Annotated in this window: 8 protein-coding genes and 2 pseudogenes; 3 read left to right on the top strand and 7 right to left on the bottom strand. The window is 45.3% G+C overall.

Annotated features, from left to right (window positions below; translation table 11 throughout):
• Positions 1 to 64 precede the first annotated feature (64 nt).
• The 6 genes and pseudogenes from CDA10_RS16305 to CDA10_RS16270 all read right to left on the bottom strand — a co-directional run.
• Positions 65 to 550, bottom strand: a pseudogene (locus tag CDA10_RS16305) (IS3 family transposase); the annotation flags it as partial.
• A 79-nt stretch (positions 551 to 629) separates the two neighbouring features.
• Positions 630 to 1,775, bottom strand: a complete 1,146-nt coding sequence (ltrA, locus tag CDA10_RS16300; protein WP_228704652.1) for a group II intron reverse transcriptase/maturase — start codon at positions 1,773 to 1,775, stop codon at positions 630 to 632.
• 610 nt (positions 1,776 to 2,385) lie between these two features.
• Positions 2,386 to 3,120 (bottom strand): annotated as a pseudogene (locus tag CDA10_RS17050) (IS3 family transposase); the annotation flags it as partial.
• 235 nt (positions 3,121 to 3,355) lie between these two features.
• Entirely contained in the window at positions 3,356 to 4,525 is a 1,170-nt protein-coding gene (locus tag CDA10_RS16280; protein ID WP_089606598.1) for an HlyD family type I secretion periplasmic adaptor subunit, read from the bottom strand.
• Between the two features lie 39 nt (positions 4,526 to 4,564).
• Positions 4,565 to 6,757, bottom strand: coding sequence for a type I secretion system permease/ATPase (locus CDA10_RS16275; protein WP_089606594.1), 2,193 nt, complete (start codon positions 6,755 to 6,757; stop codon positions 4,565 to 4,567).
• A 169-nt stretch (positions 6,758 to 6,926) separates the two neighbouring features.
• A complete protein-coding gene (locus CDA10_RS16270; protein ID WP_228704650.1) occupies positions 6,927 to 8,366 on the bottom strand; it encodes a TolC family protein in 1,440 nt (479 codons plus the stop codon).
• Between the two features lie 664 nt (positions 8,367 to 9,030).
• Here CDA10_RS16270 and CDA10_RS16935 point away from each other — a divergent pair.
• Positions 9,031 to 9,258, top strand: coding sequence for a hypothetical protein (locus tag CDA10_RS16935; protein ID WP_157909368.1), 228 nt, complete (start codon positions 9,031 to 9,033; stop codon positions 9,256 to 9,258).
• 77 nt (positions 9,259 to 9,335) lie between these two features.
• On the opposite strand, the gene CDA10_RS16260 is transcribed toward CDA10_RS16935, so the two are convergent.
• A protein-coding gene (locus CDA10_RS16260; RefSeq protein ID WP_407640384.1) for an IS5 family transposase occupies positions 9,336 to 10,087 on the bottom strand; the annotation gives its coding sequence in 2 pieces (ribosomal slippage) (positions 9,336 to 9,853 and positions 9,853 to 10,087; 753 coding nt in all).
• Positions 10,088 to 10,535: 448 nt separating this feature from the next.
• On the opposite strand from CDA10_RS16260, the gene CDA10_RS16255 reads away from it, so the two are divergent.
• Both CDA10_RS16255 and CDA10_RS16250 read left to right on the top strand, forming a co-directional pair.
• Positions 10,536 to 11,486, top strand: coding sequence for an OmpA family protein (locus CDA10_RS16255; RefSeq protein ID WP_089606592.1), 951 nt, complete (start codon positions 10,536 to 10,538; stop codon positions 11,484 to 11,486).
• 27 nt (positions 11,487 to 11,513) lie between these two features.
• A partial coding sequence (locus CDA10_RS16250) for a hypothetical protein (protein ID WP_213062854.1) occupies positions 11,514 to 12,069 on the top strand: 556 nt, incomplete at its 3' end.

The following is a 12,069-nucleotide window of genomic DNA, read 5'->3' as shown; positions in this document are numbered from 1 at the left end:
ACAGGCAGATTAAGTATAAAAATAATGAACCGTACCGGGTTTGTCGGAGACTTTTTTATTTAAGTTAGGCCACCTGACCTAACGGGTTAATCTTATCATAGTACATTGCTTCAAACTCAAAAGGCGATACATAACCCAGTGCACTGTGTACACGCTTTTTATTGAACCAATCTACCCAGTTTAGTGTCGCAAGTTGTACATCTGCTAAACCTTGCCAATCTGCTTTTAAATATTCAATCACCTCTGTTTTGTATAAGCCATTCACCGTTTCAGCCAAAGCATTATCGTATGAATCACCAGTTGTACCGACTGATGCTCGTAAATTTGCAGCTTCTAAACGATTGGTATAGCGAATCGAAAGATATTGCACACCCCTGTCGGAATGATGAATCACATTCTTTGGCATGCCTCGATCGTGCAATGCTTGCTCAAGTGCATCGAGCACCATATCTGTATTCATCCGTGTAGATACTTTCCATCCAACAATTGCTCGTGAGAACACATCAATAATAAAGGCGGTATAGACCCAGCCTGAATGAGTTTGAATATACGGGTGAGTAGACCAAGGGAATCTCACCCTTAGCCCCTCGCAGAACCGGACGTGAACCTCTCAGCTCATCCGGCTCCCATTATCCAACCGATGGTAAACATCCCATTTTCCAGTGCACAAAGGCATTTGGAAAATCACGCGCAAGTCGCCCTAAGGCATATCTAGCCCGTCTTTTATGACGGGCCAAGTTTTTATACTTACGCCTCATCCAGCGTATAAGATAAGCATTCATGTGTTGCCAGATCGCTGACATTGCTGAACCATGGAATCGACCATAGTATTGCTGCCAACCTTGAAGAATTGGATTAAATATTGCAGATAAATCACTTAATTCGCGATTACACATCAGATGTAGATGCCATTTCCGAATAGTCTGTCGCATTGTTTTAAGTGCATCACGACTGACTGCAGGAGAGAAATTTACATAAACTCTTTTATACTTGTCCACAGCCTTACGGGGCCTAAACGTGTACCCGAGAAAAGTAAATTGAACATCGGGATATGCTTTACGACGATTAATATCTTGGCAATAAACAATCTTTGTCTTGTCTGGATGCAATTCGAGACCACATTCACGAAATCGTGCATCGATCTTTTGTAAAACAAGTTTGGCTTGAGATAAACTCCGACAATGAATTACGCCATCATCTGCATAACGGCAGAACCGTACACTTTGAAGATGTTTCGTAATCCACATATCAAAAGCATAATGCATAAATAAATTCGCCAATAAAGGACTCACAACACCACCTTGTGGTGTGCCGCGATTCCTTTCTAAAAGATGGCCATTTATGTGTTGCATTGGTGCTTTTAACCAACGTTGCACATATAAAAGAATCCATGGAATTTCACAGTGTTTCTTGAGTGCACGCATTAGTAAATCATGGTCGATGTTATCAAAGAGACCTTTGATATCAAATTCCACAACCCAGTCATAATCCCAACTTCGTCTCCTCACTATCGCAATTGCATCATGGGCAGAACGCCCCGGACGATATCCATATGAGTTTGGATGAAATAATGGATCAATTTTCGGCTCTAATAAGAGCTTAACTGCTGTTTGCGCGACTCGATCTGCAACTGTTGGAATACCTAGTATACGCACGCCACCTGACTTCTTTGGAATCGGAACAGCCTTAACTGGCGGTGGAAAATAACTGCCAGAACAAAGTCGATTCCATAGTTTGTATAGGTTGTTCTTTAAATGCTTTTCGAATTGCTCAATAGATTCATGATCAACGCCTGGAGCGCCACCATTCTCTTTGACTTTTTTTAAATGCCTCCCAGATTAACGCTTTAGGAATATTAAATGGTTTGGTCATAAAGTTTTGCTCCTCCTGCTTGCACAGTTGACAAATCCGTAGACCTGGATAATGCAACCCCTTCGCTCCATTACCATTACAGTAACTTCAACACTACTACGAGTTGCTCCGCCCCTTGGTGACGCATTGCTATTATCAGCCTTGCCTTTTGAGCTTGTGCCTTTCGCTTGACATCGCCACCGAAGGTTCCCGCAGTTCAACGTAAGAGCCTGAATTAGGATCGCGCTGCCTCTACGCCGGACACCGAATGGCCCGTAAGCAGGTAACGGCCAAACTAATCGCGGGGTAACTTCCATCCCCGGTTTTGATGTCATTTGAGTACTTTCGACACTTGAACGGCAGTTCACTGTTGTTCGCCTTCCTAATTCTTACCTGACATCTCTACGATGCCTTTTCCATAACGCTCACGACCGGGACTTTTGATCCAAGCCGCTTATGGTGGTTTGCTACCTGCTCCTGCAAGCCGATAGCGAGGGGCCATACCCTCATCTCTTACGCCGCTTGCTGCGGCACACTAATATCTGTGACCCATGATTGATTTGGCTGGTTTGGATTAAACTGTCGGGCTAATATGTTCGCGGCAACAACAGACGGTGTACCTGCATAGGACCGAGGTTTACGATAGCCACGCTGTGATTTAAGACCATTTGCTTTCATCAAACGATGCACTCGGTTGACACCACAATCTTCACCGACATCTTTTAAATCACAGTGAATCTTACGATAGCCATAGACACCACCCGATTCTAGCCAAAACTGTTTTATTAATCCTGATAGCTTTTGATTTTCTCTAGCGGTTTTGCTAATGGGCTTTTTTAACCAAGCATAATACCCACTGTGATGAACATCTAAAGTAGAACATAGGCGATCAATAGACCATAAGTTCTGATTGTCCCGAATAAAGGCGTACTTCATTTGGACTGACTTGCGAAGTACACCGCGGCCCACTCGAGCATAGCTCTCCCCTTGCGTCGGGGCGAAGCAGTGCTTCGCTTATCCCTCCTCATTTAAGATATCCCTTTCTTCTGTAACCCGTTGCAGCTCTTTTTTTAGCCTAGCAAGTTCGGCAGTTGAATTCTTGTCTTTGGTTGCCTTCGACTGCCCTTGATCGTATCTTTTAATCCAAGCATAAAGGCTATGGGTGGTCATCCCTAAACGTGTAGCTACTTCTGCTACACTATAGCCTTTCTCTGTGACTTGTTTAACTGCTTCGATTTTGAATTCTTCAGGGTATCGTTTACCGCTCATAATCACCTCATAAATTAGCCATTTTATCTAACTTTAAGGTGTCTACAAAATCGGTGGCTATTCAGCTTATGGAAAAACTGTGAGCGTCATTTAAATTCGAGCCTTCAATTTACCAATCTCGCTTTCATCGCTATTGAAAAGATTGTGAACAGGTTCTTAGCAAAAAAGCCCTAGTCCATGATTAGGGCTTTTTTATGCAGTACTACTGTGTGCGGAGTTACTATCTAGCTAGTGCCTAGCGCTCACCCAAGCCTTCTGACAAGGTTTTGGTAATGGGCTTGGTAAGATAATTGAGCACGGTACGCTCAAGCGCTTTGATTTCAAGCGTGGCGGTCATGCCAGGTCGAATCACGATATCTTTGGCACGCCCTTGAAATTCAGCTGATTTGATACGCACCTGCACTCGGTAATACGGCTGTTCCCCTTTTGGGGTTTGCTCCATGAGCGTATCTGGGCTAATGTAGGTCACTACGCCATCCATTGACCCGAAGATGGAATAATCATAAGCATCTAACTTAACGCTAGCATGTTGCCCTTCTTTGACGTAAGCAATATCGGCAGGGCGTACTTTGGCTTCAACAATCAAGTCACTACTGGTCGGCAACAGCTGCATGATGATTTCACCAGGTTTAACCACGCCGCCTATGGTGGTGATTTTGATGTCGTTGACTTTGCCGTCGGTGGGGGCTTCAAGGCGTTTTTCTTGCAACACTTGGCTACGGTCACGCAGCTGTTCTTCTTCAGACTGCAGCTCTTCTTGAGCTTTGGTCAATTCAGCTTGCGCTTCTTCAAAGTATTTATTACGTTTATTATTAATTTGTGCTTGAATATCAGCCACTTGGCGGCGAAGTTTGATAACATCCGCTTGGCTCACATCGCCATATTTGAGTAACGGCTCATTCATGGTAAGTTCTTGCTGGGCAAGTTTTAGCATGTTTTGTAAGGATGCCACATCTTGCTGGATGGCTTGTTTGCGCCGATTGTAAAGTTCAGTTTGGTTTTGGATATATTCATGGTATGGCTTGACTTCGGTAGGAAAGACCAAGGGTTTATCAAAAATTTCTGATTCTAGTCGAGCAATTTTGGCTTTGAGTGCAGCAATTTTGGTGGCGGAGTTGTCCACGGCAGCTTGGGCTCTGGCTTCTTCTAGCACCACTAATAGCTGTCCTTTGTTGACGTTATCGCCTTCTTTAACCAAGAGTTTGGTCAAAATGCCGCCATCAACCGCTTGTATTTCTTGGGTTCTTGCGCTCGCAATCACGGTGCCTGTAGCACGGGTGACTTGGTCAATTTTGGCAAAAGCCGCCCAGGTGACTAAGCAGATAATGGTGAGTAAGGCAATCCAAATCACCCAACGTGCCCGATGGGTATTTGGCGCAGTGGGTTGGTATTGGTAAGGTTGTATCATAATACAATACTCTTAAGCCGTTGATTGCAAAGGTGATTAGGGCTGATTTGCCAAGTTTTGTGCTTGCTGCTGTGCCAGTGCTTGCTGGCGCACCATTTCTTCATTTTTTTGGAGCTGGGCTAAAATGGCTTGTTTGGGACCATCCATCACAATTTGGTTGTTTGCCATGATGATAATTCGATCCACCAAGTTTAGCAAACTGGTTTTATGAGTCGATAAAATCAGCGTTTTTCCACCTTGCTGTAGCGCTTGGGCAATCACTTGAATGCACTGCTGTTCCTGTGCATTGTCCATAGAAGCAGTGGGTTCATCAAGCAGCCAAATACTGGGGTTGGTGAGGACCAAACGAGTAAATGCCACGAGTTGTTTTTGTCCGCCCGATAGACCTTTACCGCCTTCACTGATGGGCAAATCAATGCCTTTTGAGTGGCTAGCCACTAGCCGTATCAGCCCGGTGGTATTGAGTGCCTGCTGCAGCACATCATCGGACGGAGTAGGCATACCAATCAATAAGTTCTCTCGCAATGTGCCTTGAAATAAGCGATGATCCTGCTGTAAATATCCCACTTGCGCACTGAGGCTTTCACGGCTGATTTGGTTGATATCCAGCCCATCGAGTAGCACGCGCCCTTCAGTCGTTGCGTATAGTCCTGATAATAATTTGAGTAACGTTGATTTGCCTGAACCAATGGCGCCCAAAATGGCAATGCGCTCACCTGCTTGAATATTAAGGTTGGGAATCTGTAAAGCAGGCTGGTCATTGCCCGCGTATTTAAACACCACCCCTTGGCATTGGTAGCTGCCTTTTAGGGTAGAAGGGGACAGCGGATGCTGTACGCCATCATTATCTTGCGCTAGGCTAAATAACTGCTCAAGGTTGGCTTGTGCTGCTTTGGCGTGTGAATATTGCATTAATAGCTGCGGTATTGCCATAATAGGTGCCAAAATGCGCCCACCAAGAATGGTACAGGCAATCAGACCACCTGTGGTCAAATCGCCCGTCATCACAATAAACGCCCCCACAATCACCAAGCCCACATAGCTAATTTGTTGCAGCATTTGTACCGCATAATTGAGGTTGTCATTGATGTGCTTGACCTTGAGGTCATTGTGGATGGTGGTGTTCATGATACCCAGCCACCGTGATAAAAATTTCCAGTTGCCTGCCCCTGCCTTGATGGTTTCAATGCCTTCTACGGTTTCCACCAAAATCCCTGTCTTGGCATAAGAAGCTGCTGCACCTTCTGCTGCTGCTTTATCCATCTTAGTGCGACTTGCCAAGCCCAAACCAATACCTACCAACCCTGCTACAATCGGAATTAATGACAGCCACGGCGAGCCAATCACCCCAATAATGACGATAAATAGCACACTCATGGGCAAATCAACCAAGGTAAATAAGGTTGAAGCGGTAAAAAAACTTCGAACTTGCTCGTAGCCGCGTAGCTGGGCGGCAAGTGACCCCACCGAAGTGGGCATTTGATCAATGCGTACCTTTAGTAGCCGCTCAAAAATATCCCTTGATAAATTTTGGTCAAGGCTTACCACCATCTTGTCCATAATTTTGGCACGGGCAAATTTCATAAACATCTCAAACAAAATGACCAGCGCCACCCCAGAGGACAAGATAATCAGCGTATACTCACTGTGGGTAGGAATGACGCGGTCATACACCTGCATGGAAAATAAGGACGATGCCAACGCCAAAAAATTGATCATCAATGAGGCAATCACGGCTTCCACCACCACATCTTTATGGCGGGTTAGGTTTTGATTGAGCAGCTGTTTAAATGTCATGCGGCGTTTTTCCACATGGGCGCTTGATAGCTGGATACGTGCAATAAACTCAAATTCGTCACTTTGGCAGTGATGCGCCTGATGGGGCTGCTGCAACAACCATTGATTGCCACCAACGTGTTGCACAATGCGCCCCCAGCCATGTTGGGGATGATACGCCAGTAGAGGCATAAAAGCGGCATCAGGCTGGGCTAGCACCTGGGGGCGATCAGAGATACCCAATATACCAAGTAAAGCGTTTAGTTTGTCACTTGGATGTGGTAATGCTTGAACTTGGGTGATGCTAGATTGCAGCCGCACTTTATCAATGGCAAAGCCTTGTTCTTTTAACAAATTGGCGACCGCATCTAATAACGCTGTTTCTGGCAAGCCATCACTTGGCATATTATCGCTGTTTTGGTGCAGGGGCTTGGTAGATGGCAAGTGATGCATAACGATTACCTTTTTGTTGCAGGGTGATTTTGTTGCAAGGTGACCCAGTCAAATTCTGTGAAATATTGTATGGGGCCCTTGGACTCATAACCTTCAAAACCGATGGACAAGTGACCAATGGACACGGGTCAACAGCGGTCTATGGCATCCATGGGGCACGACTGTGGCGTTACTGTGGGACGACTGTGGCATCATCAGTCGTGGCAGTAGGCGCGGCTTGATGGGTGGACTGTAGCCATTGGTGTAGCGCATCATAGGGCTGATAGTCAACCACGGGGTCAGTAATTGCTTGGTAGTTTTGCCAAGGCATACGTCCTAAATCAACTTGCAGTTTATAAAAAGCACCAATAATTTGACTTTGTACCTGTAATAACTGCTGTTGGTAGCTGGCTTTTTCACGCACCGCATTGAGCACTTCTAGCCACGTTTTGCGTCCCGCGATAAATTGGCGACGGTAAGAGTCAACGACAATTTGTGCGCCTGCCACGGCAGCAATAAGCGAGGTTTCTTGGTCTTTGGCACTGGCAAACTGCTGGTATTGGGTTTGTATTTCTTCTAACACGCTGCGTTTGGCGGCTTCTTGTGATTGCTCAAGCCCTTTTACTCGAGCTTGTGAGGCTCTAGACAGTGCCATGGTCGAAAAACCCGCGCCAGGTTCAAAGCTGAGCCCCAGTGAAAACTGCCCGTCATTGTTGCTGGTTTTGTGGTAATACAGCTGTTCATATTGGGCATAGATGGTGGGATAGCGGGCGGCTTGTTGGGCTTTGACTTGCTGTTTGGCAGCTTCGACTTGGTACTGCTGTTTGATGACTTTGGGGTTGTTGATGGCAGATTGAGAAAATATCAGGGCTTCTAAATCTTTGGATTGCGCTTTGGCGTACCTTGCCATGTCATTGAGCGGGGCGGGGCGCAGTCCTTTTTCATTAATCGGTTCGCCAATCATTTGTGCCAGCCGTGCTTGGGCAATGCGCTGCTGCTGTAAGGCGCCTTGATAGGCATTTTGGTCTTGTAAAATACGGTTAGTTACCAAATCCAAGTCGATGCGCGCAGAGACACCTTGGTCAACACGGCGTTTCATCATGGCTTCAAATTCATCGAGTTGTTTTAGATTGTTGACGTAAAGCCCTTGTAAAGCGGTTGCATAGATATAACTTTGCCAAATATCAATGGTGTTTTTGGCAATGGTGTTCTGTTGTTCATACACAAACGCGGTGGCTGCTTTGTCATCATAAATGGCTTGATTGACATTGGCGGTAAGTTTTCCGCCTGTCCACAGTGCTTGACGCACATTGGCACGGCTGATCAAGCCTTTGTCTTGGTCATACCCCGAGCTGATAGCAGGTGCAGGGTATAAATTTAGCTTGGCAGCGGTAATACTCTCGCGGGTCGCCTGTTCATCTGCGATGGCAGCTCCCACCAAGGGATGGGTTTGTACCGCTTGGGTGATTAAGGCATTAATATCGGTTAAATTGGCCGCGTGTGCCGCACCAAACCAGGTCAATGGCAGCAGTATGCCAAACTGCTGCAGCATGCGGTAGTATTTTTTTAATGACCAATGGGACGGGCAAAAAACCAATGATTTAAACGATGCTAGATGCTGCTTATACATACCGTAATCCATACCATCAGACCAATACATGGACAAATTTTTTGTATCATAACAAAATTTTGGCAAAAAATCGCGAATTATCCCGTGCCAATTTCGAGGCGTTGGGTGTTTTATGCTACTATTTTATGTATCATTGTCGAGGTACTCTGTATGTCATTATCACCCAAACACAAACGCGCTACTAATGTTTTTGCTTGAGTAAAACACCGTCAAACCAACCACGGTAAGCGCACAACAGCAAAAGCGCCAACGCATCTCTAATGAGGTGGTCAAGCCGCTGCTACTGACCTTATTATTACACGGTGGCTTGGTTGGTTTGGGAGTATGGTACTGGCAATCTCAGCCTACCAAGCTTGGCACCACCCAAACACCTTTGGCAAAACCAGCCACTAAATCCACCCAAATTATCGCATCACCCATCACTACTAGCGCGGTGACAAGCCACCAAAGCACTTGGGCAGTATCACCCTTGCAGTCACTCCAACAGATTTCTTTGCTATTTAGCCCGTATGCACAAACTGATACCTCCCTTCGTACGTCTGCATCCACACCCCCGTCCAACCATGCCACAAGCAGCAAAGATGGTAAAAATCTCAGCCGTGTGGCGACTGATGAGCACCTAACCCCCCTTCCCCCTATGCCTGCAAGCTCACAAGTGGTTACTGTGGCAGCACCCATCACCCAAGTACTGACAGAGCGCGATATCCCAAGCCCCAAGCAAACCGCCGCCACTACCGCCAGTAAGCCCTACCTTGCCAAAACCCCCTTGGACAAAAAAGTCCGAGAACTGACCACTGCAATTGAAGATGACAACCAACAATTATCTGAACTAATAGACCAAGTCAAAAAAAACAATCAGCAACAAATTAATCAACAAACCACCATAGAATGAAACAAAAAGCTGCTTTAATGGTAGATTGAGTAACAGCAAACCATTGGTCTGAAATTTGCCACATCTAGAGTGTGTCCTCATTTGGCTTTGCACCAAATAAATATACAGGCTATACGAATCATAGATTTATAATTGCGTGCCAGTTTATCAAATCGAGTTGCAATAGCACGGAAATGTTTTAATCTCGAAAATGCATTTTCAACTAAGTGTCTTAATTTATATAGATATTTATCAAATTCCTTATTCGATCTCTTACTGTTTGATCTCAATGGAATAATGGGAATCATATTCTTGTTCTTGGCATATATTCTAATGTGCTCAGCATCATACCCCTTATCAGCAATGAGATAAGTTGCCTCGTCTACCGTATCAATCAGTTGTTTTGCAACTTGACTGTCGTGGACGTCACCCTCAGTGATTTTAAAATCAATCGGTAATCCATTCGCGTCGGTTGCAAGATGTATTTTTGTTGCTCGTCCACCGCGTGATTGTCCAATTGCTCTTTCGAAACCATGCCGAGCTCCACTTGCATGTTGATGCACGCGTATGTAGCTTCCGTCAATGAATATCCATTCTTGATCCAAGATGCCTCGTAATCTAAAAAAAATTTATCCCACAATCCCTTGCTTGCCCAACGATTAAAGCGATTGTAAGCAGTTTGCCAAGGACAAAATTCTTGGGGAATATCACGCCATGTGGCGCCTGTACGCAGTTTCCATAAGATCGCTTCCATGATATTTCTACTATTCTTTGAACAGTAACAACCGTGTAATCGCATAGTATCTTGAATTTGCTGCCAGATATCATCAGTGAGAAGAGTGCGTGCCATTGGAAAAATATAGAAATGAAAAGAGCTTAAAGGGGGATTTTAAGTATTTAAAACCAATTCTTCAAATGAGGACACGCCCTAATCATCCAATGATTTTTCTTAAAAACAAAAGTTTGTAATATTCACATTGAAAAAATGTAACAATGTAACAATGTAACCGCCCATTTAGTAGAGAGTTTAGTAGCAGTTAAGCTAGACGGGTCACTGTCAGATCATTGTATACCAACACCACAATTTCACGTTTTTCGTAGCTTGTGTCATTCCTTATTAATTTAATCGGCCGTTACAGCAAGACACATACGACCAAACCTATAAGAGTTTTTGATAAAGACGGTACTACCCTAGACTCTAATATGCTAAATTAACGGTATCCAACATACGCGTGGATTTTTAATCCTGTTTTATCTGAAGGCTAGATATCCCATATTTATGATACTAGGAGTAACACATGACCATCTTAAGACCGGTAACCCTCACCTTATTACTAGCCAGCGGCATGGTCAGTCAAGCTCAAGCCGCACGTATCATTGATGAAGCTAACCACAAAGCCGTCAACCAAGTCCACTGGCATAAAGTAGACAACATTGCAGCCAAAGACCGCCTCAACCAAGCCATTCCTGACAACACCGCCAGTGTGGTATTTTTACGCAAACTTGACAAAGACGGACTACAAACCAGCGCCAACGTCGCCATCAACGACCGTTTTCAAGTCAGCTTACAGCCTAACAACTACAGCCAAATCTACACCTGTGTGGGCAGCAACCAAATCAGCGCTGAAATCACTGGGCACAAAAACAACGACCTGCTCAAAAACGCCAGACTCTACCAACTCAGCGCCAACACCACCTACTTTTTTGAAATAGATGTTGATACACAGGGTAACGCTACCGTAAGCCCAATCAGCCAAAACACTGCCATGGCAGCGCTTAAAAACATGCCTTACCAAACCCACCAAATCACCCGCGTGGTACCCAACTGTCCTGTGATACAGCCAGCTGCACCAAAACCTGTCGCGGTAGCACCTGCACCTGCACCTGCACCTGCACCTATTCAGTATGAATCAATTGAACTCAAAGTCCTATTTGACAACGACAAATCACTGGTCAAACCCAACTACTACCCAGAAGTCAAACGCGTTGCCGACTTCATGGCACGCCACCCAGAAGTGAGCGCCACCATTGAAGGACACACCGACAGCAATGCCAGTGACAGTTACAACTTAAAACTATCACAAAGAAGGGTAGATGCCGTTAAGCAAATATTAATTGATAAATTTGATATTGAAAGCAGTCGCCTAAACGCTATTGGCTATGGGGAATCAAGACCTATCGCCACAAATGCCACCGCCGAAGGTCGCCAACAAAACCGCCGCGTGGTTGCCGTATTTCAAGCCAATTAATGCATCAATGAATCTGTGGGATATCTTATGAAAACTATCAATGTAAAAGCCTATAACACCAAAAAAATCACCAAAGAATTAGCTGTTGTCACCAACGATGGACAGCCAACCATCATCAAAGCAGAAAAAGGCATCAACTACGAATTCTTTGACCAATCCATCGGACGTGCCCCAAACCATATCATCACCAAACGCTCAGGCAAAGATTTACACCTCTCTTTTGAACGAGATGGCAAAGAAACGGATCTCATCATTGAAGGGTTTTATGACAATGAAGACCACGCGCTCATCGGGATTGCTGAAGATGGGCAGTACTACTACTATATCCCCGATACAGGGGAAGTTAGTGAATACGTCACCCAACTAGTAGAAGGCAAAGTAGAAGGTCAAGCATTGGGCGGTGAGCATTTGGTTGCCCCTTGGTGGGTTGCCTTACCTCATGGCACAGGTATGCCTTGGTGGTTAGGGCTGGGCGTACTCCCTGTGCTATTTAGTGGCGATGACGATAGCCCTACCAACACGCCTGAGCCCAAGCCTACCCCGTCGCCAAGCACCGCCCCGGTTGCCAGCAACGACACACAGC

The sequence above is a fragment of the Acinetobacter piscicola genome (genome assembly GCF_002233755.1).
GTDB lineage: Bacteria > Pseudomonadota > Gammaproteobacteria > Pseudomonadales > Moraxellaceae > Acinetobacter > Acinetobacter piscicola.
The sequence above is the reverse complement of the archived record's forward strand: the minus strand, read 5'-3'. Positions and strand labels throughout refer to the sequence as shown.